This is a genomic window from Azoarcus sp. Soil_N_20 (assembly GCF_057656155.1).
Window position 1 is genome coordinate 550,822 of sequence record NZ_JBDGKX010000002.1, and the last position, 23,245, is coordinate 574,066.

Consider the following 23,245-nt stretch of genomic DNA (forward strand, 5'->3'; position numbering starts at 1 on the left):
CGGGAGAAACCGGGTGCCGCAAAATAAGGGCGGGGCCCTATCGGGGGGAGAGGGTTTGGTGCGCGCTCGGTGCTCGATCAGTGCTCGGTCAGGGTGAGCAGGATGTCGGCGTACCAGGCACAGTTCAGGCCCAGGGCTTCGTCGAGCTTCAGGTCGCGGGTGCCGACATCGAGCCGGGCCGAGTGGATGCCGAGCAACATCCAGGGCAGGTCGCGAAGCGCTGCTTCCGGCTCGGCAATGCGCATCACGACCGGCGCGCCGCTGGTACCGCGGTGGGTGCGCGCATCGGTCAGGAAATAGCCCATTCCCTGGAAACGCAGTCCGAACGACGAGGCGATGATGGCCTGACGCACCACCGGCATATGACTCAGCGTGTCGTGAAAACCAAGGGGAAATCCGACCACCAGCAGCGAGGTGCCGACCTCCACCTGATCGAAGCGGCCGAGCAGGTGTTGCGGGGTAAACGCGCGGTAGACCGTAGTTTGCGGCAACGCGTCGCGATCGAGCTCGATCACGGCCACATCGATTTCGCCGGCGGTGTCACGGCCCTGACGCCAGACGCTCTTGCCGTCGTGGTACAGCGGTATCGAGAATCCGGTTGATTCGGCAAGGTTGTCCGGATCGATATGCAGCTCGATCTCGATCCGGTTCGGGTTGTGCAGGCTGGGTTGGTCGAACAGGACGTGGCGGCTCGTCACCAGAAACAGGCGCTGGTCGCGTTCAAAGAAGAACCCGCTGGCATTGGTCAGTTGCTGGTAGTTCACGAAGGTGACGATCCGTGCCGAGGCCAGGAGCAGGGGTTCGATCATGGAGGTCTTCCGAGTCGGGGGCCGGATCCAGGGCCCGCAAGTCAAGCGCTGGCGGGGCCGGCCGTCATTGTGTGCCGGGGTCCATTGTGCCCGCCAGGGGCTGTTCGTACCACCGCGGCGGCCGGTGTGGACGTCGGTGATGAACGCTCGCCGCGATCGCCGAGGGGCCACGCACCCGTCTGCGCCGCGCCGATGGCGCAGGGGTGTATCGGGGCAAGACTGAACCCGGCGCCCGTGGGGTTCGGGTGCCGGGGGACGCGAACCTGTCCTCGGTCAGCGCGGTTCGTTACGCCAGGGGTTGTCGCCGCGCTGTCTCGTCTCGCTGGCGCTCCGATCCTGGACGCGCTGCCAGTCGTTCCGGTCCGACCGTTCTCGTGGCCGCCCGGATGCAGCGGCAGCATTGCGTTCGCGGTCGTTCCAACCGTCCCTGACGCGTTCGCGCTGCGGGAGTTGCACGCGCTCGCGCTGCTGGATCTGGGTGCGCTCGCGCTGCTGGATCTGGGACCAGCCGTCCCGGACGCGTTCGCGCTGTTGGATCTGGGCGCTTGCGCGCTCCCTGTGTTGCCGGACGCCGTCGTCGCTGCGGCGCTGGTCCCGGCTCTGCGGCCTGGCGTGATCACGATCGCGGTCGCGATCACGATCGCGGGCATGGATCCGGTCGCGGTCGTGATCGCGCTCCCAGTTGCGCTGCGGGGCGGCGCGATGGTGATGAGACGGTGGTGCCCAGCGTCCACCCACCCAGTCATGGCGTCGACCGACACGGTTCCAGTAGCCGTCGATCCAGAAGTATCCGGTTGCCGGCGGATAGCCCCGATATTCGACGCGGGGCGGCGGGGTGACGATGACGACCTCTTCGTGGTAGCCATAGGGGGTAACCGGTGCGACGACGCAGCCACCAAGCGCCAGCGCAAGGATCAGGGGGAAACCCCAGATCTTTCGTCTCATGCTCGTCGGTGTGGTCATGATGTGCCTCGCGGATGAGGCTGCGGGGCTCGACGATCGGAGCCCCCGGCAACACTCATGCCTACGGTAGGCCATCCACCCCGTGCAGGCTGTTACGCAAGGTAATGAGTTGTGACAGCGGGTTTCCTGGCGCTCGAAGGCGTGAGGCCGGAGGGCCGCAGCGCGGCAGCCGGCGCCGAAGGCAGCGTCAACACGGCGCGGGGAAAGGCTCCCGGCCTGCCGTGCGCGCACCCATGGTGTCGCCACCGGCGGCCGGGGCCAAAGGCACCGCTAGTGCATGTGCTGCCCGCCATTGATCGCGATGTTGGCGCCGGTGACGAAGGCGGCCTCCTCCGAGCACAGGTAGGCCACCAGGCCGGCGATCTCCTCCGGTTTGCCCAGGCGCGCAACCGGAATCTGCGGCAGGATCTTGGTGTCGAGCACCTCCTGCGGGATCGCCATCACCATCTTGGTGCCGATATAGCCCGGCGAGATGGTGTTGATGGTCACCCCGTTGCGCGCCACTTCGAGCGCCAGGGCCTTGGTGAAGCCGTGCATGCCGGCCTTGGCCGCCGAGTAGTTGGTCTGCCCGAACGCACCCTTCTGGCCGTTGACCGACGACACGTTGATCACCCGGCCCCACTTGCGTTCGACCATGCCGTCCATGACCTGCTTGGTCATGTTGAACACCGAATCGAGGTTGGTGCCGATCACCGCGTCCCAGTCGGCCTTGCCCATCTTCCTGAAGGTCATGTCGCGGGTGATGCCGGCGTTGTTGACCAGGATGTCGATCGGGCCGAGCGCCTGGGTCACCTTTGCCACCGCACGCGCGCACGAGTCGAAGTCGGCAACGTCGGCTTCGACCGCGAGAAACTTCAATCCCTGTGCTTCCATCTCGGCAACCCAGTCCTGATGGCGGGTATTGCCGGGCGAATACGTGACCGCCACCTTGCAGCCTTGGTGGACCAGTTTCATGCAGATGGCCTCGCCGAGGCCGCCCATGCCGCCGGTTACCAGTGCGATTCTGTCCGTCATTGTCGATCTCCTTCCTGTTGGGTGTGATGAGGGTGCTGGGTCATCGGCCCGCTTATTGTTGAACCTGATGACCGCACACGTGCCGCTGCTCACGACAAGGCACGTGCACGCCGCCCCCACCCGCACCCGCCGGTGGAGACGACGATCTGACGCAGCTGCGAGGACGGTGCGCGGTCAGCGCTCGATACACAGGGCGACGCCCATGCCGCCACCGATGCACAGCGAGGCGAGCCCCTTCTTGGCATCGCGGCGGATCATCTCGTGCACCAGCGAAACCAGGATGCGGCAGCCCGACGCCCCGATCGGATGGCCGATCGCGATCGCACCGCCGTTCACGTTGATGCGGCTGGTGTCCCACTCCATTTGCCGGTTCACCGCGATCGCCTGGGCGGCGAAGGCCTCGTTGACCTCCATCAGGTCGAGGTCGGACGTGGACCAGCCGGCCTTGGACAGGCACAGGCGCGACGCCGGAACCGGGCCCATGCCCATGATCCTGGGGTCGAGCCCGGCCGATGAGTAGGCGGCGATGCGGGCCAGCGGGGTGAGGCCGAGTTCCTTCGCCTTCGCGGCACTCATCATCATCACCGCGGCCGCGCCATCGTTGAGGCCGGACGCGTTGCCCGCGGTCACCGTACCGTCCTTGCTGAACGCCGGCTTCAGCGCGGCCAGGCTCTCGATCGTGGTGCCATGCTTGGGATACTCGTCGGTGTCGAACACGATGGTGCCCTTGCGCGAGGCGATCTCGACCGGCACGATCTCGTCGGCAAAGCGCCCGGCCTTTTGCGCCGCCTCGGCTTTCTGCTGCGAGGCGGCGGCGAACGCGTCCTGTTCTTCGCGGCTGATGCCGAACTGGGCGGCCACGTTCTCGGCGGTCGTACCCATGTGGTAGTGGTTGTAGGCGTCCCACAGGCCGTCGATGATCATCGTGTCCACGAGCTTGGCATCGCCCATGCGGAACCCGTCGCGCGAGCCGTTGAGCACGTGCGGGCTCGCACTCATGTTCTCCTGGCCGCCGGCGATGACGATGTCGGCGTCGCCGCAGCGGATCGCCTGCGCCGCCAGATGAGTGGCCTTGAGGCCGCTGCCGCAGACCTTGCCGATGGTCATGGCCGGTACGCCGTGGGGCAAGCCGCCATTGAGCGCGGCCTGGCGCGCCGGGTTCTGGCCGCAGCCGGCAGTGAGCACCTGGCCCATGATCACTTCAGACACCAGGCCGGGGTCGACGCCGGTACGCTGCAGCAGGGCGGCGATGACGCGTGCCCCGAGATCCGCTGCCTGCACTTTTGCCACGGTGCCGCCGAATTTTCCCACCGCGGTGCGTGCCGCGGCGACGATGACTACGTCGTTCATTTTGAGCTCTCCTTGGGTGCCCGCGTATCCTGCCGCGGGCGGCAGATGCGCCGCCGGGCGGCGGCGCAGTTGTTGGCGGAGCGACACCTGCGCCGCCCCGCCATACGTCTTAGCGCTGTACGTCGGCGTCGACCACCGTGAGCGCGGTCATGTTGACGATGCGGCGCACCGTCGACGACGGCGTCAGGATATGCACCGGGCGGGCGGCGCCGAGCAGGATCGCCCCCACCGTGATGCCGCCGCCGGCCGCCACCCGCAACAGGTTGTAGGCGATGTTCGCCGCGTCCACATTGGGCATGATCAGCAGGTTGGCTTCGCCGTGGAGCGTGTTCTCCGGCATCAGCTCGTCGAGGACCGGACGCGACAGCGCGGCGTCGCCGTGCATTTCGCCGTCGACCGCCAGGTCCGGGTTGCGGTCGCGGATGAGCGCCAGCGCCCTGCGCATCTTGGTCGCCGATTCGGCGCTCGAACTGCCGAAGCTCGAATGCGACAACAGCGCCACGCTGGGCTTGACGCCGAAACGGCGTACCTCGTCTGCGGCGAGCAGGGTCATCTCGGCAATCTGCTCGGTGGTCGGATCGAGGTTCACGTGGGTATCGCAAATGAACAACTGGCGCCCGGGCAGCATCAGCATCTGCATCGCGGCAAAGGTATGCACGCCCTCGCGCAGGCCGATCACGTCGCGCACGAAGCCGAGGTGCTCGGCGTAGATGCCGGTGGTGCCGCACAGCATGCCGTCCGCGTCGCCACGGCGTACCAGCATCGCGGCGATCAGCGTCGAGCGGTTGCGCATCGCTTCCTTCGCCACCGCCTGGGTCACGCCCTTGCGCACCGCGAGGCGGTGGTATTCCTGCCAGCATTCGTCGTAGCGCGGATCGTCGAGCACATTGACGATCTCGCAGTCGGTGCCCGGTGTCAGGCGCAGACCGTAGTTCGCGATACGCGCGTTGATCACGTCCGGGCGACCGATCAGCAATGGCGTCGCCAGCCCGTCGTCGACCACGATCTGCGCCGCGCGCAGCACCCGTTCGTCCTCGCCCTCGGCATAGACCACGCGCTTGGGCGCGTTCTTCGCGGCCTGGTACACCGGCTCCATGCTGGTGCCGGAGTGGTAGACGAAGCGCCGCAGCTGCTGCCGGTAAGCGGCGAAATCCTCGATCGGACGCGTCGCCACGCCGCTGTCCATCGCCGCCTTGGCCACCGCGGGGGCGACCTTCTCGATCAGGCGCGGGTCGAAGGGCTTCGGAATCAGGTATTCGGGGCCGAAACGCAGGCCCTCGGCACCGTAGGCGCTGGCGACCTCGGCCGGGATCTCGGCATGGGTCAGGTCGGCCAGCGCACGCACCGTCGCCACCTTCATCTCTTCGTTGATCGTGGTCGCGCCCACATCGAGCGCGCCACGGAAGATGAAGGGGAAGCACAGGACGTTGTTCACCTGGTTCGGGTAATCCGAGCGGCCGGTGCCGATGATCGCGTCCGGGCGCACTTCCTTGGCCAGCTCCGGCATGATCTCCGGGGTGGGGTTGGCCATCGCCAGGATGATCGGATCCCGCGCCATCTTCGCCACCATCTCGGGCTTCAGGACGCCGCCGGTCGACAGGCCGAGGAAGATGTCGGCGTCGACGATGATGTCGGCCAGCGTGCGCGCCGGGGTGTCGCGCGCATAGCGCTCCTTGCTCGCGTCCATGCCTTCCGGGCGGCCGACGTAGATCACGCCCTTGCCGTCGACCACGCGGATGTTCTCGACCGGCATGCCCAGGCTCACCAGCAGGTCGAGGCAGGCCAGCGCAGCGGCGCCGGCGCCCGAGGCGGCGAGCTTTGCGTCGCGGATATCCTTGCCGACCAGGCGCAGGCCGTTGATCACCGCCGCTGCGGCGACGATCGCGGTGCCGTGCTGGTCGTCGTGGAAGACCGGAATCTTCATCCGCTCGCGCAGCTTCTTCTCGATGTAGAAGCACTCGGGCGACTTGATGTCCTCGAGGTTGATGCCGCCGAAGGTGGGTTCCATGCTGGCGATGATCTCGACCAGCTTGTCCGGGTCGCGCTCGTCGAGCTCGATGTCGAACACGTCGACCCCGGCGAACTTCTTGAACAAACACCCCTTGCCTTCCATCACCGGCTTGCCGGCGAGCGGCCCGATGTTGCCCAGGCCGAGCACCGCGGTCCCGTTGGTGACCACCGCAACCAGATTGCCGCGCGAGGTGTAGCGCGCCGCAAGCAGCGGATCTTCGTAGATTGCGGTGCACGCGTAGGCCACGCCGGGCGAATAGGCCAGCGACAGGTCGCGCTGGGTGGCGAGGCCCTTGGTCGGGGTCACCGAGATCTTGCCCGGGGTCGGAAACTCGTGGTACTCCAGTGCATCCCTGCGCAGCTGCTCGTCCATGGATCGTTCTCCTTTGATTCTGGTTGTCACCGGTGGCCGGCTTGTTTTTTCGCGTCCCCGCCGAGCGAGGCCGTACGGGCTGTCCTGGGCGGGAGCGGAGCGAGCGTCGGTGGCCGTGGGCAAGGGACAAAGAGGCCCCCTGGCGTGCCGTGCTCCGCTGTCAGCGGGACAATGGCGTATTCTGCTTGCAGATTCCTTTCACGGATATTGCGGTTTGCACGAGGGTGGCGACGGCTTGCGTTCCGGGGCGGCCGGGCGCGACGTCTCGATGCACCGGCCTGCACATTCGGCGTCCCCTTGGTCGATTATAGTTTTCGGGGAACATGTCGTCAGCGCGCTTTCCGGTCTAGTGTTTGTTTACCGGATCAGGAGTATCGCCATGGCCATCAACGTTTCCGCGTCCCAATCCATATCCGCAACGGTGCATCGCAGCGAGGCCGTCTCTACCGGCGCAGATAGCGAAGTCCGGCACACGGGTGCCGGCGTCCAGGCAGAGCAGCGCACCACGCAGAACACCCTGATCCTCGAAGCCTCGCTGAGGGTATCGATCAGCTCCGGGAACGACAGCCAGGCGCTGCTGTTCCGCAGCGCGATCGAGAAGATCAACGAACTGCTCGCGCCCGAGAAGGGCGTCGACGCCTTGCAGACTGCGCTGGGCGAAGACAACTCGCCCGCGGGCACCGCCGGGCGCATCCTCGCGTTCGCCACCGGTTTCTTCGAAAGCTACGCCGCGCAGAACGCGGGCGGCGATCAGGCGACCCTGGTGCGGGATTTCGTGGACCTGATACGCAGCGGCTTCGAGCAGGGCTACAACGAGGCGGCCGACATCCTGCAGGGGCTCGGCGTGCTCCAGGGCGATAGCGCCACCGGCATCGCCAGGACCTACGAACTGGTGCAGAAGGGCCTGGACGACCTCCTCGCCAGCCGCCTGGCGGCGCTGTCGAGCCCGCCCGATGAGGCCGCTGCGGCAGACGATGCCGGCGCGGCGGCCACCTGAGGGGCGTGACGATCGCTCCAGTCCGACCGCCTCCTACCGCGTCGTGGCCGCCAACAAGGGCGCGACGACCGTGGCCAGTGCCCACCCGAGCAAGGCATGCTGGTCCGCGTCGAGATGGACGCCGTCGACCGGGCTGGACGGCGTGACCGTTCCGGCATCGAAGAAATGGCAGTCCAGTTCGGCGCAGGTCTGCCGGTAGGCGGCCGCCAATCCCACGCACTTGGCCTCGGCGCCGGCGAATTTCGGCGCGATCGGCCCGCGCGGCGCCTGGATCGGCGGTGGCGCGACCACCAGCACCGCGGGCACCGGCATGCCGGGCTCGATCGGCGCGGTGCGGATCGCGGATACCAGCGCCGCGATCCCCTGGGACGAATGCCAGGCGTTCAATGCGTGCATCGACTGGAAGTCGTTGGTCCCGAGCATGAGCACGACGAGGTCCAGCGGCGAATGGATTTCGATCCGCTGGGCCAGGCCGAGCAGACCGTTGCGCCCGGGTTTGAACGGGTCGTCCCACACTGTCCGCCGACCGTTCAGGCAGTCCTCGATCACGCGTACCCGACGACCGGCGGCCGCGAGCGCGATCTCCATCACCCCCGGCCAGCGCTGGTCGAAGGTGAGGCGCCTGCGGGTGGTGGGGATGATGCCCCACGACAGGGAGTCGGCATAGACGAGGATGTGCTGCATGGCGCCCTCCGTGATGCACTATTGCGCGAAAGAACCAGCGGGTGTGATCGGACGGCCCCGGATGTGCCCCATGTCGCCGGGATCAAAGGGGGCGGCGCACGGTGTGCCCGCATTCTGGCAATGCCGTTCACGCATTTCAAGCCATCTGCGCTTGCGCGGCGACCCGGGAGTGGCGGACACTTTCCTCCCCGGCAAGCGGGGCCCATCTTCGAGGAGAACAGGCATGATCAAGGTCAGCGTGATGTACCCCAACACACCCGGTGCGCGGTTCGACCACACGTACTACCGTGACGTCCACCTTCCCATGGTGAAAGACAGGATGGGCGACCACTGCATCTACTATACGGTGGACCGGGGACTCTCCGGCGACGCTCGGGATACGCCGCCGACCTACGTCGCAATGTGCCACCTGTACTGCGAGTCGGTCGAGGCCTTCGAGGCCGGGTTCGGGCCGCATGCGGAGGAGATCCTCGGCGACATTCCGAACTACACCGACCTCGCCCCGGTGCTGCAGATCAGCGAAGTCGTGGTCGGTTGACCCGGATGGCAGGAGGCCGACTCATGTCTGAACGCGTTCTACGCCTTGAGATCAGCGGCGTCGTTCAGGGCGTCGGCTATCGCTGGTCCATGGTCGAGCAGGCCCGCTCGCTGGGGGTCTGCGGTTGGGTTCGCAATCGGCCCGACGGCTCGGTGGAGGCGATGATCTCCGGCGACGCGGAAACCCTGGACGTGCTCATCGCATGGGCGCACGCCGGGCCGCCGCAGGCGCGCGTGCGCGAGGTCGTGGTCAGCGACGGAGACGGGTGCTTCGATTCCTTCGTGCAGCGACCGACCGGCTGAACCGTAGCCGCCAACCCGCATCGAGCAGGACGCACCCGATGGATCTTTCCGCGCTGCAACCCGCCGCCGTCTGGCGCCATTTCTCCACCCTGTGCCGCATCCCCCGTTCCTCGGGCCACGAGCGTGCCCTGCGCGACGAACTCGCCGGCTGGGCACGGATGCGCGGGCTCGGCGTCGCCATCGACGCCACCGGCAACCTGGTCCTGTCCAAACCGGCCACATGGGGTTACGCTGACCGGCCGGGCGTGGTGCTGCAGGGGCATCTGGACATGGTGTGCCAGAAGAACGCCGCCAGCGGCCACGACTTCCTGCGCGACCCGATCCGCGCCGAGCTGCGTGATGGCTGGCTGGTGGCGGACGAGACCACGCTGGGCGCGGACAACGGCATCGGGGTAGCCTTGGCGCTGGCGGTGCTGGAGTCGGACGAACTCGCGCATCCGGCGCTCGAGGTGCTGCTCACGGTGGACGAGGAATCCGGCATGAGCGGCGCGCACGGCCTGCGTGCGGACGCCGTGCAGGGGCGCTTGCTGATCAACGTCGATACCGAGGACTGGGGCGAGTTCTACCTCGGCTGCGCCGGCGGGGCCGACGTGGTGGTGGATGCGCCGCTCGCTTCGGAGCCCGTTCCGGCCCGGTTGCAGGCCCTGCGGGTCGTCGTCGACGGGCTGCAGGGCGGGCATTCGGGGGTGGATATCCACCTGCAGCGCGGCAATGCGATCAAGCTGCTGGTGCGCGTGCTGCAGGGCCTGGCGCAGGCGAGGGTGGCATTCCGGCTGGCATCGATGGAGGGCGGCACGGCGCGCAATGCCTTGCCGCGCGAGGCGCAGGCGGTGATCGTGGTGGCCGATGGCAATGCCGCGGCACTGCAGGCGGAGGTGGCGCGGCTGGGGGCGGAGATCACCGATGAACTGGGCGGCGTGGACGAGGGCTTCCGCCTGCACCTCGCCGCGGAATCCGACCTGCCGGCGCGGGCACTCAGCGCTGATGCCGCACGCACCGTGCTGGCGCTCCTGCATGCGACCCCGCACGGCGTGCGGCGCATGAGCGCGCGCGTGCCGGGCGTGGTGGAAACTTCGAACAACCTCGGCATGCTGCGCCTTAATGCCGAACGCCTGCAGGCGATACTGATGGTGCGATCCCTGGTCGATGCCGGTACGCGTGCGCTCGCGGCCGAGATCGTCAGCCTGTATTCGCTCGCCGGCATCCCGGCTACGCTCACCGAGCCCTACCCGGGCTGGGCGCCGAATCCGGACTCCGGCCTGCTGGCCTTGTTCCAGGACGCCTACCGGCGCGAGTTCGGTGGCGAGGCCGCGGTGAAGGTGATCCACGCCGGGCTGGAGTGCGGCATCTTTGCCGCGACCTGGCCGGACATGGACATGATCTCCTTCGGCCCCACGATCCGCGGCGCCCATGCACCCGGCGAGCGACTGGAAGTGAGCAGCGTGGAGCGTGCCTGGCGCCTATTGGCCAGTGTGCTGGCGGCAATTCCGCCCCGCGTGGTGCGCTGAGCCGGCCACGATCGAGCGCCGCCGCCACCGTGCGGCGCTACGCCACTGACATCATGCCGCCGTGGGCCGCAGGGCCGGCGCGGCCGGCGTGAACCAAATAACGTGGCCATCGGCGTGGTTTTTCGCAATGCCAAGCCTATACTGAACTGGCAACGCGTTTGGTAAAGGCCCGGCGCACTGGCGTGTCGCGACCGGGGCTCCTGGTATTGCTGTCGTGCCCGTTTCATGGAGGAGGACAAAATAATGAATACATTCGCTACAAGACTGTCATATGGCGCAACCATCACCGCAGTGGCAACCGTCATATCGATGCCCGCATGGTCTGCGCCACCTGCCGACTGGTCGAAGATCCCGACCCATACCGTGAAGCTGTTCTATCCGGGGCAGGCCGGCTACGACTGGGTGAAGAGCCCGGCTCACCGGCGCGCCGACAACAAGGTCAAGGCCGGTGACGCCTGTACGTCGTGTCACGAAGGCGAGGAGGAGGAACTGGGCAAGGCGATCGTCAAGGGCGGACGGCTCGAGCCCGCGCCCATTGCCGGCAAGAATGGTTCGACCAGTCTCGACGTCCAGGCCGCTCATGACAAGGACAATCTCTATCTCCGCTTCGAGTGGAAGTCGCAGATGGATCGTGCCGGTCAGATGCACGATTACATGATGTATGACGGCGAGAAATGGGCTTTCATCGGCGGACCGCGGTCGAAAGACAAGGTGCGCAGTGGCGCCGAGCCACCGCTGTATGAGGACCGCCTGGCGATCATGATCGACGATGGCAAGATCCCGCTGTTCAAGAATCAGGGTTGCTGGCTGAGTTGCCACAACGGCATGCGCGACATGCCGGAAGAGGCCACCAAGGAGCAGGTGCAGGCGCATGCGCTGATCGGCGGCATGCTGAAGGAAAGCGATGTACGCAAGTACCTGCCGAACACGCGTACCGACGACGCGGCGAAATGGGACAAGACCAAGTCGCCGGAGGACATCGCCAAGCTCAAGGCTGCGGGCGAATTCGTCGAACTGATGCAGTGGCGCGGGGCGCGCAGCAATGCGGTGGGCATGGCCGATGACGGCTATGTGCTTGAGTACCGCCTGCCCGATGCCGGCAAGGGGCCATTCAGCTGGAATGTCGACAGAAAGACGATGACCCCGAAATTCATGTTCGACGCGAGCAAGGTCGGGGTCAAGGCGATCGCGATGGCCGACATCGGCAACGCCGCGAAGCCGCACGCGATCATCCGCGAAGAAAATGCCGTCGCCTACGATCCCAAGGCGGGCTGGAAGAAGGGCGACATCCTGCCCGGCCGAGTGCTGTCGCGCGCCGATGCGGCAGGATCGGCAGCGGACAACGGCGACGTAAAGGGAAGCTGGAAAGACGGCAAGTGGACGGTGCTGTGGACGCGCAAGCTCGACACCGGCCATCCCGAGGACGACAAGATCCTCAAGGCGGGGGGCGTGTACAACGTGGGTTTCGCGATCCATGACGACAACGTCACCACCCGTTTCCACCACGTCTCGTTCCCGCTGACACTGAGCGTCGGCGCCGGGGGAACGATCCCGGCCGTGACCGTGCCATGACCCGACCATAGTCCGGCTTGCCGCGGCGGCGCCACCGAATACACCCCGCCGCGGCGCATCAACGACGGTTTTTTGTCCCGACAGGCCAGGTTCGGGCTGCGTTCCCGGTAATCCGCCGCTTGCGTTGCGCCTTGCCTGGCCCGGGGCATCTCACACAGCGGAGGCAGCATGGGACAATCCGACAATCAACGCTCACCGAACGCGCTCACGAGGCTATGGCGGTGGTTCTGGCGTCCTTCCGGGCGCTTCGCCTGGGGTGGCATCTTCCTCGTCGGCGCCATCGTCGGCGTGATCTTCTGGGGCGGATTCCACACCGCGCTCGAGGTGACCAATACGCCGGCGTTTTGCACTTCCTGTCACGAAATGAGCGCCTTCATCCAGCCCGAATACGAGGAATCGCCGCACTTCCGGAATGCCGCCGGCGTGCGCGCGACCTGCGCCGATTGCCACGTGCCGCGGGAGTGGGGACCGAAGATGGTGCGCAAGATCCGTGCATCGAGCGAGGTCTATCACAAGCTGCTCGGCACCATCAACACCCGCGAAAAGTTCGACGCCGAGCGACTGGCGCTCGCTGGCAACGTCTGGCGGACGATGAAGGCCAGTGATTCGCGCGAGTGCCGGAACTGTCACGCGTTCGACGCCATGGCGATCGGCGATCAGGCCAAGCGCGCCCAGCGCCTTCACACCGAGGCCCCGGCGAACAAGGAGACCTGCATCGATTGCCATCAGGGGATCGCGCACAAGCTCCCCGACGGCTGGGAGGCGCATTACGAAAAGGTGATCGCGGAGTGATCGGGTTGCGTGCGAGCGCAACCCCGCGGCGATTCCCGAGCTTGCCGCCAGCTGCCGCGACCCGGCTGCGCGCGAGCGGAAATCCTGGCCGTCGTGGCCCCCGGTCACCCCGCCGCGCGTGGCCGCCGCGCTGCGGTTGAACCCCGGGTGATCGATGCCGGCGCGGCGGCTTCCACCGCGTCGGCGCCGGCGGTGTTCATGTAGACTCCCCTTGCCCTGGCGCCCGGCCTTCCCGTCGGTAACTGCCGGCGGGCCGCTGGCAGTTGCTCAAGAATGCGCTATATTGCAGTGCAAAAATCGTTCGGCATCGACGCCCGCCACGCCGGCACGAGGATGCCTCCTGCTTCGGCAGCAGCGCTTCCCCGATCCGTCTTCAATCACCACGATTCCAGGAGCGCCTGCATGATTGATTCAAGCCCCTCCCTGCTCGGTCGTATTTCCATTGCCTTCGGGACCTTCTTCGCGATTCTCGGCAACGCCGAGCTGGCCGCGCGCATCCGGCAGCTGCGCGAAGCCGGGCCGGCTCCGCAGCCGGTGGCCGCGGAGGCTCCCGCGTCCCAGCCGGCGCGCGAAGCTCCGCTGCAGCAGCAGGCCTCGGCAGACGCCGCGTTGCAATTGCTCGGCCTGCTGCAGCGCGAGGCGCGCCTGGTCGACTTCGTCGAGGAAGACATCGTCGCCTACAGCGACGCCGACATCGGCGCGGCCGCGCGCCTGGTGCACGAGGGTTGCCGCAAGGCCTTGCGCGAGCACTTCACGCTGCAGCCGGTGCGCACCGAGCCAGAGGGCGAGCGCATCACCCTGGCTGCCGGGTTCGAAGCGGCGGCGATCCGCCTCAGCGGCAATGTGGTGGGCCAGCCGCCGTTCTCCGGGCAACTCACCCACCGTGGCTGGCGAATCACCGATGCGCGCCTGCCGCGTCTCTCCGCGGGCCACGATGCGGCCATCATCGCGCCCGCGGAGGTGGAGCTGTGAGCCGCAGGAATACGGCCGGGGATGAGCAGGCCGACGCGACGCCGGAGGTCCTCGACCATGCGGTCGACGCCCGCCCGCGCTACGCCATCGGGATCGATCTCGGGACCACTCACTGCGCGCTGTCGTATGTCGACACCGAGGCCAGCGACGGCGAGCAGGCGCAGCTGGAGGTGCTCTCCATTCCGCAACTGAGCGCTCCGGGCGCGGTCGAGGACCAGCCGCTGCTGCCGTCCTTCGTCTATCTGCCGCACGAAAGCGAACTCGCTCCCGGCGATCTCGGCCTGCCGTGGGCGGCCGACAACGATTTCGCGGTCGGCGCGTTGGCGCGCGCACGCGGCGCGACCACGCCGATCCGCATGGTGGCGAGTGCCAAGAGCTGGCTGTGCCATCCCGGCGTGGATCGGCGCGGGGCTATCCTGCCCGCCGATGCCCCCGAAGAAGTGGCGCGCATCTCGCCGCTCGAGGCGTCGGTGCGCTACCTCGCCCATCTGCGCGAGGCGTGGAACGCGGCCCATCCCGAGGCCCCGTTTGCCGACCAGGATGTCACCGTCACCATCCCCGCGTCTTTCGATCCGGCCGCGCGCGAGCTCACTGCCGAGGCTGCCACGGCCGCAGGCTACGCCCGCCTGACCCTGCTCGAAGAGCCGCAGGCCGCGCTCTACAGCTGGATCCAGAGCAGCGCCGGGCGCTGGCGCAAGGAGGTGCGCCCGGGCGACATCATCCTGGTGGTCGACATCGGCGGCGGTACCACCGACCTGTCGCTGATCGCCGTGGTCGAGCGCAACGGCACGCTGGAGCCGCACCGGGTCGCGGTGGGCGATCACATCCTGCTCGGCGGCGACAACATGGATCTGGCGCTCGCCTACGGCGTGGTGCGCAAGCTCGCCGAGCAGGGCACCCGGCTCGATGCATGGCAGACGCGGGCGCTCGCCCATGCCTGTCGCGCGGCCAAGGAAACCCTGCTCGGCGATGCGGACGTCGACACGGTGGCGCTGGTGGTACCGAGCCGCGGCTCGAAACTGGTGGGCGGCTCGATCCGCACCGAACTCACCCGCGCCGAACTCGACGCCATCCTGCTCGACGGTTTCTTTCCCGAGGTGGCCGTTGTCGAGCATCCGCAAAGCCGAGCCCGCAGCGCGCTCACCCAGTTGGGCCTGCCCTATGCGCAGGATGCGGCCATCACCCGTCACCTGGCTGCCTTCCTCACCCGCCAGCGCGAGGCCACCGCCGAACTCGACGGGTTTGGCGCACCGCCGGACGAGGCGAGCTTTCTCCACCCCACTGCCGTGCTGTTCAACGGCGGCGTCCTGAAGTCGAACCTGCTGGCCGAGCGCCTGCTCGCCACCCTGGCATCCTGGCTCGGCGCCGAAGGGGCGCCGCCGGCGCGCCTGCTCGCCGGGGCCGATCTCGATCTGGCGGTGGCGCGTGGCGCCGCCTACTACGGCTATGTGCGCCGTGGTCGCGGGGTGCGCATTCGCGGCGGCACGGCGCGCGCCTACTACGTGGCAGTCGAATCGACCATGCCCGCAGTGCCGGGCATGGAGCCGCCGATCGAGGCCCTGTGCCTGGCGCCGTTCGGCATGGAGGAGGGCACCGAGGCCGCGCTGCCGGCACTGGAGTTCGGCCTGGTGGTGGGCGAGCCGGTACGTTTTCGCTTCTTCGGCTCGTCGGTGCGGCGCCACGACCAGGTGGGCACGCTGCTCGATGCCTGGGCGCCCGATGAACTGCACGAGCTCGAGGAGATTGAGGCCACCCTGCCGGCGGACGGCCGCGCGGTCGGCGAGATCGTGCGGGTCAGGCTGCACGCGCGGGTCACCGAAACCGGCACCCTGGAACTGGAAGCCCTGCCGGTCGACGGCAAGCAGCGCTGGAAGGTCGAGTTCGAGGTCCGTGGCGACGCCTCCGCCTGACGTGGCCGTCCGTATGTCCGCCGGGTACGCCGCCCCGTGTGCCGCATACCCGGGTACCGCCCGGCAGGCGGTCCGGTGAAGCGCTACCGGGTCGGCATCGACCTCGGCACCAGCAACACCGTGGTGGCCTACGCCGCGCCGGACAGCGACGACATCCGTCTGTTGCCCGTCGCCCAGCTGGTGGCCCCCGGTGCGGTGGGCGAACGGCCCTTGCTGCCCTCGCTGCGCTATCACCCGGCGGCGGGCGAACTGGCGGTGGGCGACACCGAGTTGCCGTGGCTGAGCGCCGACCTGGCCGGGGTGGCCCAGGTGGTGGTGGGGGCGTTCGCCCGCGAGCTCGGTGCGCAGGTGCCCGGGCGGGTGGTCGCGAGCGCCAAGAGCTGGCTGTCGCACGCCGCGGTCGATCGCCTCGCCCCCATCCTGCCCTGGGGTGCGGGCGACGATGTAGCCCGGGTTTCGCCGCTGGCTGCGAGCGCGAGCTATCTGGCGCACGTGCGCGCGGCGTGGCAGCAGCACTTTCCGCATGCACCGCTGGAAGCGCAGGAGATCGTGCTCACGGTACCCGCGTCGTTCGACGAAGGCGCACGCGCACTCACCGTCGAGGCTGCCCGTATGGCCGGTCTGCCCACGCTGCGCCTGCTCGAAGAGCCGCAGGCGGCCTGCTATGACTGGCTGTTTCGCCACCGCGCCCGCCTCGCCGCCGAGTTGCGCCACACCCGTCTGTTGCTGGTGTGCGACGTCGGTGGCGGCACCACCGATCTCACCCTGATCGAGGTTGCATCGGATCGGGCCGCCACCGGCGACGCCGCCCCGCGGCTCACCCGCATCGGGGTGGGCGAGCATCTGATGCTGGGTGGCGACAACATGGATCTGGCCCTTGCCCATCTGCTCGAGCCGCGCCTGGGCGGGGCCGGGCAGGGGCTGACTGCGGCGCGCTTCTCGCAACTGGTGCAGCACTGCCGCGCGGCCAAGGAGTTGTTGCTCGCCGAGGCCGCGCCGGACCAGGTCACGGTCACGCTGCTGGGTACCGGCGCGCGCCTGGTGGGCGGCGCGCGCTCCACCGAACTCACCCGCGACGAGGTCCTGCAGCTCGTCGCCGACGGCTTCTTCCCGCCGGTGGCAGCCGACGAGACCCCGCGCCGGCGGCGTTCCGGCATCGTCGAGTTCGGCCTGCCCTATCCGGCCGACCCCGCGATCACGCGCCACCTCGCCGCCTTCCTCGGGCGTTACGCCGCGGCCTCGCGCGCGGCCCTCGGCGACCCGGCGGCGGACGCGTCTGCGTCCGGGTCCGAGGGCCTGGCGGTGCCCGATACGGTGCTGCTCAATGGCGGCGTGTTTCGTTCGTCGACGCTGGCCAGCCGGCTGGTCGACACGCTTGCGGGCTGGCGCGGATCGCCGCCGCGGGTGCTCGCCAACACCGAGCCCGAGGTGGCCGTGGCGCGCGGCGCGGTGGCCTACGCACTCGGGCGCGAAGGCGTGGCGCCGGCCATCGGGGGCGGCTCGGCACGCAGCTATTTCCTGGTGCTCGACGGGCACGCCCGCGATCACACCGGCGAGCCGGGCGGCAGCACACGCGGCATCTGCGTGCTGCCACGCGGCACGGTGGAGGACAGCGAGATCCATCTGGCCGATCACCGCTTTGCCCTGCGCCTGGGGCAGCCGGTGCGCTTTCACCTGGTCGCGTCGAGCGCCGACCGCGTCTATCGGCCCGGTGACGTGGTGTCGCTCGCCGGCGAGGACTTCGTCCGCCTGCCCCCGATCGCGACCGTGGTGGGCGTGCCGGGTGAGGGGGGCGGGCGCGGCGAGGTCGCGGTCGAGCTCATCAGCGCCATCACCGAGGTCGGCACCCTGCGCATGCATTGCGTCAGCGCAGCCGACCCTGCCCGTCGCTGGTTGCTGGAGTTTCAACTGCGTGGCGCCGGGACCGAGCTCGAGGCCGACACCGCGCCCGACCCGCTGGCCGGTCTGCCGGCGCATTTCGGCGCCGCGGTCGAGCGCATCGACCGGGTATTCGGCAGCCCGGCGCAGGGCCGCGCGGACAAACCGGTGCGCCAGTTGCGCGGCGAACTCGAAAACCTGCTGGGCAAGCGTGAGGAGTGGGACATGGCGTTGGCGCGCGCGCTGTTCGACGCGCTGTGGGAGCGGGCCAGACGCCGTCGGCGCTCGCCCGAACACGAACGGGTGTGGCTCAACCTCGCGGGCTACTGCCTGCGCCCCGGTTGCGGCGCCCCGCTGGACGGCTGGCGGGTGGAACAGCTGTGGGCGTTGTTCGAACATGGCATCCAGTACGTCAACGAACGCCAGAACTGGTCGGAGTGGTGGACCCTGTGGCGGCGCGCCGCGGCCGGTCTGGCCGAGCCCGCGCAACTGGTGCTGCTCGAGACCCTCGCCAACCAGCTCGAGGCCCTGGTTGCCGCCCCTCGCCGCAACCGGAGCGCGGCCTTCGGCGCCTACGACGACATGGTGCGGCTGGCGGCGTCGCTCGAGCGGGTGCCGGTGGCGCACAAGGTGGAGGTGGGGCGCTGGCTGCTCGAACGGCTGGCATTGCCGGCCGAAAAGCTTCAGGCCTGGTGGGCATTGGGCCGGGTCGGCGCGCGCGAGCCGCTCTACGCCAGCCCGCACACGGTGGTGCCGGCCGAGGTCGCGAGCGAATGGCTGGCCGCGGTCTTCGCCCTCGACTGGAGAAAGGTCGAACCGGCCGCCTTCGCTGCCGCCCAGCTCGCCCGTTACACCGGCGACCGCGCGCGCGATCTGGCGCCGGCAACGCGCGAGGAGGTCGCGCGCCGACTGGCGCAGGTCAATGCCCCGGAGAGCTGGATCGTTCAGGTGCGCAGCGTGGTCGCGCTCGACGAGGCCGATCGGCGACGCGCATTCGGCGAATCCCTGCCGGCAGGCCTGATCCTCATCGAGCGCTGATCAAGGCCTGGCCGGCGGGCCGGGCCGGACGCGGGGCCCGGATCAGGATGTGTCGCAGGGCAGGCCCCGAACGCATTCTCCGGCCCGGGCCGCGGTGTGGAGTCCCCACGGGGTGCGCGGGGAACGCCAGACTCAGTCGCGACGGCTGGTGACTTCGAGCAGGTGATAGCCGAACTGGGTCTTAACCGGGCCTTGCACGACGTTGATCGGGGCGCTGAACACCACGGTGTCGAACTCCTTGACCATCTGGCCGGGGCCGAACGAGCCGAGGTTGCCACCGTCACGGCCGGACGGGCAGGTCGAGTTGGCCTTGGCGACTTCGCCAAAGTCGGCGCCAGCCTCGATGGCGGCTTTCAGTTCGTTGCACTTGGCTTCGGTGTCAACCAGGATGTGACGGGCAGTGGCTTTGGCCATGAGGATTGCTCCTTTTTGAGAAAGTCCGAAGCCTACCGCAATCGCGCCCTCGATGAGGTGGCAATCTGACCCCGTGGGTTCTAGACTGGCAGCGCGTCATCATGCATTACCGGCGGGAGCCATGATCCGCGCCGCCATTTGGTCGGCGATGACATGGCCCGGTCAGGCACTCAGGGAGACAAGGACATGCTTCGCATCCTGGTTCTGTGCATCGGCGTGCTGGTCGCGCCGCTCGTGAATGCCGCCTACAGCTCGCTGTCGGTGTTCGGCGACAGTCTGTCCGACAGCGGCAACGCCTACACCCTCAGCGGCGGAATCTGGCCGCCGTCACCGCCCTATGCGCAGCAATTCTCCAATGGTCCGACCGCTGCCCAATACCTTGCCGACAGGCTCGGCGTCGAACTGCTGGCGTCGACCGCCGGTGGCACCAACTTCGCGGTCGGTGGCGCCACCACCGGCTTGCAGAACTACAACTACGAGGTTTCGTCGCCGTTCGCGCTCCCGCAAACCCTGGCACAGACCGGAACGCTCGCTCAGGTGGCAGGCTACGTTGGCAGTGCGCCAAGCTTCGATCCGGCAAGCTCGCTGTTCATGCTGTGGGCCGCACCCAACGATTTCTTCCTCGCCCTGACGCAGGGCACGGACCTGCTCGCCGCGGCGGAGGCGGCGGTGTCGAATCTGATTACCTCGATCGGCCTGCTCGCCAGCGTGGGCGCGACCGATTTCCTGATTCCCAACATGCCCAATCTGGCGCAGACGCCCTTCGGGCTGTCGCAAGCGGACGCCGACCGTGCGGCGCTGGATCTTCTTTCCAGGGGCTTCAACGACGCCCTGTTCGACGCCCTCGACCTTGTTCGCGCCGGATTGATTTCCGGCCTGCCGTCCGACCTCAATCTGATCAGTTTCGACACCGCAGCCTTCCTCGATGAGGTGATCTCGGACCCCGCGCGTTTTGGCTTCGTCGATGTCACCACGCCGTGCGCGCTGTTGCCGACCGGTTGCGAGGGTTTTTTGTTCTTCGACGGCGTGCATCCGACGACCGCAGGCCATCTGCTGCTGGCCGAGCGCTTCCTCGCCACCGTGCCCGAGCCCTCGCTGCCTGCGCTGCTGGCGGCGGGGCTGCTCGCGGCCCTGATCGCGCGCGGCCGGCCGTGGCGCGCGCCGCTTGTCCGCGCCGGCGTTAACCCGCGACCTTGAAGCGCCCGATCAGCGTCTTCAGCTGGGCGGCGAGCTGGGCGAGGTCTTCGCTCGCGCCGGCGGTCTGACGGGCGCCTTCCAGGGTCTCCTCGGCGATCGCGCTGATCGTGGATACATTGTGGTTGACCTCGTCGGTGCGCGTGCTCTGGCTTTCCGCGGCCCTGGCGATCTGCGCGTTCAGATGGGCGATGCGTTCGACCACGGTGGCGATCCGGTCGAGCGATTGGCCGGCATGGGAGGCCTGTTCGACACCGATGCGGGCGGACTGGCGGCCCTTGTCCATCGCGGCCACGGCGGCGGTGGCGCCGGCCTGCAGGCGCTGGACGACATCCTGGATCTCCTGGGTCGATTGCTGGGTCCGTCCGGCGAGCGTGCGGACCTCGTCGGCCACGACCGCGAACCCGCGGCCGTGTTCGCCGGCCCGGGCTGCTTCGATCGCGGCGTTGAGCGCCAGCAGGTTGGTCTGGTCGGCGATGTTCTTGATCACGTCCATCACCTTGCCGATGGCCACGCTGTCTTCCTTCAGCCGTGCGATGGCCTCGGCGGTCTGCTCCACATCGCGAGCGAGATCCTCGATGCCCTGGACCGTCGCACAGGCCACCGCGCGGCCCGCAATGGCTTCCTTGTTGGCCTGGTCCGTTTCCACCGCGGCATTCGAGGCATTCGCGGCCACGTCATGGACGGTGCTCGCCATTTCTCCCATTGCCGACGCAACGTGGCCGGTCTCCAGGCTCTGGGTCTCCATGCCCTGGCGGGCCTGGCCGGTGATCGCGGACAGCTCCTCGGCCGCGGACGCGAGTTGTTCGGCGTTGCCGCCGATCTCGGTGATCATCGCGGCAAAGGACTTGCGGACGTTGCTGTACTCGTAGCTCATCCACGCGAACTCGTCCTTTCCGGGAATGGCCACGCGGTGGGTGGTGTCGCCTTTGGCGAGTGCGCCCAGACCATGCACAATCTGCTCCGCACGCCTTGCGCAGAATGTACCAAGCAGGTGTGCAATGACCAGCAGCGTCAGCGCAAGCACGGTCGCGACCCCCGCCGCAAGCCTCCAGTTGCCATTGCCGCCTTCCGCGGAAAGCGCGACCGTTGCCACCACGACGGCGAGCGATACCACCCCGCAGCTGGCAACGAACAGCATCTGCCATTTCAGGTTCAGTTTCTGAAACAAAAGGTTGATCATGGGCTCTGTCTCCAGTCTTGTTGTCGCCGCAGCTTCTTTGGCATCGGGCGGTGATCGGATCGTCCCGACTGATGGCGGCCAACGGGTCCCGGCATGCCCCCACTCATGGATCACCACGCCTGTCACAAGCAGGAAAGGGGCCAGACCCGTCGAACGGTGCGCGCTGCCGGCCTTCACGATACGCCGATCTGGCGGCGACGGATCGGGAACGGCAGGCGCGGCCGCAAGCAGACATAATGGACGGGACCGGGGGCAGCCCCTCAGCCCGGTCAATTTTCCCGGCGGTGCCATACCGGCAACGCTCAACGGACCGGACAGGCAAACGATGAACGACGAGAAAATCAAGGTAAGAGTCATCAGCAGCGGCCAGGAACTCCAGGTCGTCGTGCTCAACAAGGGTCTGGAGCGGATCGAGGTCGTGCTCGGAGAAGGCGTCCACAGCGTGCGCTGCGCCCTGTCGCCGACGCGCAACGGGGCCATGTACGTCGGCAGTGCGATGGGGCGCGAGATCGCCTACGAGCGCACCCGCGACCAGGTGAAGGCCGATCTCGCGCGCGACGCCGGGTTCCGCGAGTTCAGGCGCTAGCGCTTGCGGTTGGACTGGCGCCGGCAGTCGGCTTGCTTCGGTGAGGGCGTCGGCGCAAGCTGTTGCAACAAATCGACGGAAAACGGCAGCGTACGCGGTGCGCTCCGGGTTCGGGCCATTGCATCCGCGTGCTGTTTCCGGTCGGTGACGGCACCGGTGTGGGTCTCGTCATCGCCCGGCAAACTCTTCTGATCCAATCGAATCCGCTGGGAGTACGCCATGAGTGTGGAATCCGTTCAAGGGACCGCCGTCGTCATCCATTTCGACAGTCAACGCTGCATCCACTCACGCCACTGCGTACTCGACCGACCCGACGTATTCGTGCCCAACGCGAAGGGCGACTGGATCCACCCCGACCGTGCGACGCCTGCAGAAGTGCTCGAGCTGGCGCACAACTGCCCCTCGGGCGCGATCCAGTGTGCACAGGCCGACGGCACCGCGATGGAATCGGCGCCGGTGGTCAACACGGTCCGCGTGCGCGAGAACGGGCCGCTGGCCTTTCGTGCTCCGATCGCGATCGACGGCAGCGACCAGGGCTATCGGCTCACGCTTTGCCGCTGCGGCGCCTCGAAGCGCAAACCCTATTGCGACAACAGCCACACCAATGCGGGCTTTGTCGCCACCGGCGAGCCGGCGGCGGTCGAGTCTGCACCGCTGGCGCAACGCAATGGCCCGTTGTTGATCGAGCCCGTGAAGGACGGCCCGCTGCACGTGAGCGGAAATCTGGAGGTGATCACCGGCACCGGCAAGACGGTGAACCGCGTCACCGAGTGCTGGCTGTGCCGCTGCGGGCATTCGAAGAACAAGCCCTATTGCGATGGCAGCCATCGCAGCGCGGGCTTTCGCAGCGCCCAGTGAGTCGATGAGCGCGCGGGCCGGGAGGCTGCCCTGCCGGACTTGAGGCTGATCTGCCGCGCCCGACAGCCTCCTATGGCGATGGGCCTATGTGCGCGATCGAACAGATTTGTCGCCTGCGCCCCCGTATGCTCATTCGCAGCACACCCCGCCCCATGGCGTACAGGGCGCTGGCTTCGTTGCGGCGCCGGGAAACAACCGGCCGGCGTGGTGTGCCAGGCGACAGCACACGTGCGCTGGCGAGATCGGCAACGTCGGAGTGGTCACGGGCGGGGAGATCGAGCGGGCGCACCCGACTAATCC

At 68.0% G+C, this 23,245-nt stretch carries 21 protein-coding genes; 12 read left to right on the forward strand and 9 right to left on the reverse strand.

Annotation, left to right across the window (positions count from 1 at the left end):
• Window positions 1–77: 77 nt before the first annotated feature.
• The 5 genes from AC3A35_RS07055 to AC3A35_RS07075 all read right to left on the reverse strand — a co-directional run bounded on the left by AC3A35_RS07055 (window position 78) and on the right by AC3A35_RS07075 (window position 6,519).
• A complete protein-coding gene (locus AC3A35_RS07055) occupies window positions 78–809 on the reverse strand; it encodes a S1 family peptidase (protein ID WP_487435271.1) in 732 nt (243 codons plus the stop codon).
• Window positions 810–1,082: 273 nt separating this feature from the next.
• Window positions 1,083–1,772: a hypothetical protein gene (locus AC3A35_RS07060; RefSeq protein WP_487435272.1), complete on the reverse strand. Its 690-nt coding sequence runs from the start codon at window positions 1,770–1,772 to the stop codon at window positions 1,083–1,085.
• A 270-nt stretch (window positions 1,773–2,042) separates the two neighbouring features.
• Complete coding sequence (gene phbB, locus AC3A35_RS07065; protein ID WP_487435273.1) at window positions 2,043–2,786, reverse strand: acetoacetyl-CoA reductase; 744 nt, start codon at window positions 2,784–2,786, stop codon at window positions 2,043–2,045.
• 174 nt (window positions 2,787–2,960) lie between these two features.
• Window positions 2,961–4,136, reverse strand: a complete 1,176-nt coding sequence (locus AC3A35_RS07070) for an acetyl-CoA C-acetyltransferase (protein ID WP_487435275.1) — start codon at window positions 4,134–4,136, stop codon at window positions 2,961–2,963.
• A 109-nt stretch (window positions 4,137–4,245) separates the two neighbouring features.
• Window positions 4,246–6,519 (reverse strand): NADP-dependent malic enzyme, encoded by a 2,274-nt coding sequence (locus tag AC3A35_RS07075; RefSeq protein WP_487435276.1) that lies wholly within the window; start codon window positions 6,517–6,519, stop codon window positions 4,246–4,248.
• A gap of 379 nt (window positions 6,520–6,898) precedes the next feature.
• Between AC3A35_RS07075 and AC3A35_RS07080 the strand changes: the two genes are divergently transcribed.
• Window positions 6,899–7,516 (forward strand): DUF5610 domain-containing protein, encoded by a 618-nt coding sequence (locus tag AC3A35_RS07080; RefSeq protein WP_487435277.1) that lies wholly within the window; start codon window positions 6,899–6,901, stop codon window positions 7,514–7,516.
• 33 nt (window positions 7,517–7,549) lie between these two features.
• On the opposite strand, the gene AC3A35_RS07085 is transcribed toward AC3A35_RS07080, so the two are convergent.
• Window positions 7,550–8,200: an SGNH/GDSL hydrolase family protein gene (locus AC3A35_RS07085; protein ID WP_487435278.1), complete on the reverse strand. Its 651-nt coding sequence runs from the start codon at window positions 8,198–8,200 to the stop codon at window positions 7,550–7,552.
• A 223-nt stretch (window positions 8,201–8,423) separates the two neighbouring features.
• Between AC3A35_RS07085 and AC3A35_RS07090 the strand changes: the two genes are divergently transcribed.
• From AC3A35_RS07090 to AC3A35_RS07125, 8 genes are all read left to right on the forward strand, one after another.
• Window positions 8,424–8,738, forward strand: a complete 315-nt coding sequence (locus AC3A35_RS07090) for an EthD family reductase (RefSeq protein ID WP_487435279.1) — start codon at window positions 8,424–8,426, stop codon at window positions 8,736–8,738.
• Window positions 8,739–8,761: 23 nt separating this feature from the next.
• The gene (locus AC3A35_RS07095; protein ID WP_487435280.1) at window positions 8,762–9,040 is read left to right on the forward strand and encodes an acylphosphatase; all 279 of its coding nucleotides are present in this window, start codon (window positions 8,762–8,764) and stop codon (window positions 9,038–9,040) included.
• Window positions 9,041–9,078: 38 nt separating this feature from the next.
• A complete protein-coding gene (locus AC3A35_RS07100) occupies window positions 9,079–10,548 on the forward strand; it encodes an aminoacyl-histidine dipeptidase (protein WP_487435282.1) in 1,470 nt (489 codons plus the stop codon).
• A gap of 243 nt (window positions 10,549–10,791) precedes the next feature.
• The gene (locus AC3A35_RS07105) at window positions 10,792–12,120 is read left to right on the forward strand and encodes an ethylbenzene dehydrogenase-related protein (protein ID WP_487435284.1); all 1,329 of its coding nucleotides are present in this window, start codon (window positions 10,792–10,794) and stop codon (window positions 12,118–12,120) included.
• Window positions 12,121–12,288: 168 nt separating this feature from the next.
• Window positions 12,289–12,912 carry a NapC/NirT family cytochrome c gene (locus tag AC3A35_RS07110; RefSeq protein ID WP_487435285.1) on the forward strand — a complete coding sequence of 208 codons (624 nt, stop codon included), beginning with the start codon at window positions 12,289–12,291 and terminating at the stop codon, window positions 12,910–12,912.
• Between the two features lie 402 nt (window positions 12,913–13,314).
• Window positions 13,315–13,884, forward strand: coding sequence for a DUF2760 domain-containing protein (locus tag AC3A35_RS07115; RefSeq protein ID WP_487435286.1), 570 nt, complete (start codon window positions 13,315–13,317; stop codon window positions 13,882–13,884).
• Window positions 13,881–15,794, forward strand: a complete 1,914-nt coding sequence (locus AC3A35_RS07120; protein ID WP_487435288.1) for an Hsp70 family protein — start codon at window positions 13,881–13,883, stop codon at window positions 15,792–15,794. Before AC3A35_RS07115 ends, AC3A35_RS07120 begins: the two co-directional genes overlap by 4 nt.
• Before the next feature lie 75 nt (window positions 15,795–15,869).
• The gene (locus tag AC3A35_RS07125; protein ID WP_487435290.1) at window positions 15,870–18,710 is read left to right on the forward strand and encodes an Hsp70 family protein; all 2,841 of its coding nucleotides are present in this window, start codon (window positions 15,870–15,872) and stop codon (window positions 18,708–18,710) included.
• 132 nt (window positions 18,711–18,842) lie between these two features.
• On the opposite strand, the gene AC3A35_RS07130 is transcribed toward AC3A35_RS07125, so the two are convergent.
• Window positions 18,843–19,124 (reverse strand): peptidylprolyl isomerase, encoded by a 282-nt coding sequence (locus tag AC3A35_RS07130; RefSeq protein ID WP_487435291.1) that lies wholly within the window; start codon window positions 19,122–19,124, stop codon window positions 18,843–18,845.
• Window positions 19,125–19,310: 186 nt separating this feature from the next.
• Here AC3A35_RS07130 and AC3A35_RS07135 point away from each other — a divergent pair, with 186 nt between their 5' ends.
• Window positions 19,311–20,321, forward strand: a complete 1,011-nt coding sequence (locus tag AC3A35_RS07135) for an SGNH/GDSL hydrolase family protein (RefSeq protein ID WP_487435292.1) — start codon at window positions 19,311–19,313, stop codon at window positions 20,319–20,321.
• On the opposite strand, the gene AC3A35_RS07140 is transcribed toward AC3A35_RS07135, so the two are convergent.
• A complete protein-coding gene (locus AC3A35_RS07140; protein WP_487435293.1) occupies window positions 20,305–21,501 on the reverse strand; it encodes a methyl-accepting chemotaxis protein in 1,197 nt (398 codons plus the stop codon). The genes AC3A35_RS07135 and AC3A35_RS07140 overlap by 17 nt on opposite strands.
• 325 nt (window positions 21,502–21,826) lie before the next feature.
• Between AC3A35_RS07140 and AC3A35_RS07145 the strand changes: the two genes are divergently transcribed.
• On the forward strand, window positions 21,827–22,087 hold the full coding sequence (locus AC3A35_RS07145; RefSeq protein WP_487435294.1) for a hypothetical protein: 261 nt from the start codon (window positions 21,827–21,829) through the stop codon (window positions 22,085–22,087).
• Here the strand turns inward: AC3A35_RS07145 and AC3A35_RS07150 are convergent.
• Window positions 22,084–22,308 (reverse strand): hypothetical protein, encoded by a 225-nt coding sequence (locus AC3A35_RS07150; RefSeq protein ID WP_487435295.1) that lies wholly within the window; start codon window positions 22,306–22,308, stop codon window positions 22,084–22,086. The genes AC3A35_RS07145 and AC3A35_RS07150 overlap by 4 nt on opposite strands.
• Here AC3A35_RS07150 and AC3A35_RS07155 point away from each other — a divergent pair.
• Window positions 22,307–22,945 carry a CDGSH iron-sulfur domain-containing protein gene (locus AC3A35_RS07155; RefSeq protein WP_487435296.1) on the forward strand — a complete coding sequence of 213 codons (639 nt, stop codon included), beginning with the start codon at window positions 22,307–22,309 and terminating at the stop codon, window positions 22,943–22,945. The two genes, AC3A35_RS07150 and AC3A35_RS07155, sit on opposite strands and share 2 nt — an antisense overlap.
• Window positions 22,946–23,245 lie beyond the last annotated feature (300 nt).

Excerpts from the sequence above, each read along its gene's own strand:
- AC3A35_RS07090 (WP_487435279.1), top strand. The coding sequence starts at position 8,424 with ATGATCAAGGTCAGCGTGATGTACCCCAACACACCCGGTGCGCGGTTC.
- AC3A35_RS07060 (WP_487435272.1), bottom strand. The coding sequence starts at position 1,772 with ATGACCACACCGACGAGCATGAGACGAAAGATCTGGGGTTTCCCCCTG.
- AC3A35_RS07110 (WP_487435285.1), top strand. The coding sequence starts at position 12,289 with ATGGGACAATCCGACAATCAACGCTCACCGAACGCGCTCACGAGGCTA.
- AC3A35_RS07145 (WP_487435294.1), top strand. The coding sequence starts at position 21,827 with ATGAACGACGAGAAAATCAAGGTAAGAGTCATCAGCAGCGGCCAGGAA.
- AC3A35_RS07095 (WP_487435280.1), top strand. The coding sequence starts at position 8,762 with ATGTCTGAACGCGTTCTACGCCTTGAGATCAGCGGCGTCGTTCAGGGC.
- AC3A35_RS07130 (WP_487435291.1), bottom strand. The coding sequence starts at position 19,124 with ATGGCCAAAGCCACTGCCCGTCACATCCTGGTTGACACCGAAGCCAAG.
- AC3A35_RS07055 (WP_487435271.1), bottom strand. The coding sequence starts at position 809 with ATGATCGAACCCCTGCTCCTGGCCTCGGCACGGATCGTCACCTTCGTG.
- AC3A35_RS07080 (WP_487435277.1), top strand. The coding sequence starts at position 6,899 with ATGGCCATCAACGTTTCCGCGTCCCAATCCATATCCGCAACGGTGCAT.
- AC3A35_RS07100 (WP_487435282.1), top strand. The coding sequence starts at position 9,079 with ATGGATCTTTCCGCGCTGCAACCCGCCGCCGTCTGGCGCCATTTCTCC.
- AC3A35_RS07150 (WP_487435295.1), bottom strand. The coding sequence starts at position 22,308 with ATGGCGTACTCCCAGCGGATTCGATTGGATCAGAAGAGTTTGCCGGGC.
- AC3A35_RS07140 (WP_487435293.1), bottom strand. The coding sequence starts at position 21,501 with ATGATCAACCTTTTGTTTCAGAAACTGAACCTGAAATGGCAGATGCTG.
- AC3A35_RS07115 (WP_487435286.1), top strand. The coding sequence starts at position 13,315 with ATGATTGATTCAAGCCCCTCCCTGCTCGGTCGTATTTCCATTGCCTTC.
- AC3A35_RS07075 (WP_487435276.1), bottom strand. The coding sequence starts at position 6,519 with ATGGACGAGCAGCTGCGCAGGGATGCACTGGAGTACCACGAGTTTCCG.
- AC3A35_RS07070 (WP_487435275.1), bottom strand. The coding sequence starts at position 4,136 with ATGAACGACGTAGTCATCGTCGCCGCGGCACGCACCGCGGTGGGAAAA.
- AC3A35_RS07135 (WP_487435292.1), top strand. The coding sequence starts at position 19,311 with ATGCTTCGCATCCTGGTTCTGTGCATCGGCGTGCTGGTCGCGCCGCTC.
- AC3A35_RS07155 (WP_487435296.1), top strand. The coding sequence starts at position 22,307 with ATGAGTGTGGAATCCGTTCAAGGGACCGCCGTCGTCATCCATTTCGAC.
- AC3A35_RS07105 (WP_487435284.1), top strand. The coding sequence starts at position 10,792 with ATGAATACATTCGCTACAAGACTGTCATATGGCGCAACCATCACCGCA.
- AC3A35_RS07085 (WP_487435278.1), bottom strand. The coding sequence starts at position 8,200 with ATGCAGCACATCCTCGTCTATGCCGACTCCCTGTCGTGGGGCATCATC.
- phbB (WP_487435273.1), bottom strand. The coding sequence starts at position 2,786 with ATGACGGACAGAATCGCACTGGTAACCGGCGGCATGGGCGGCCTCGGC.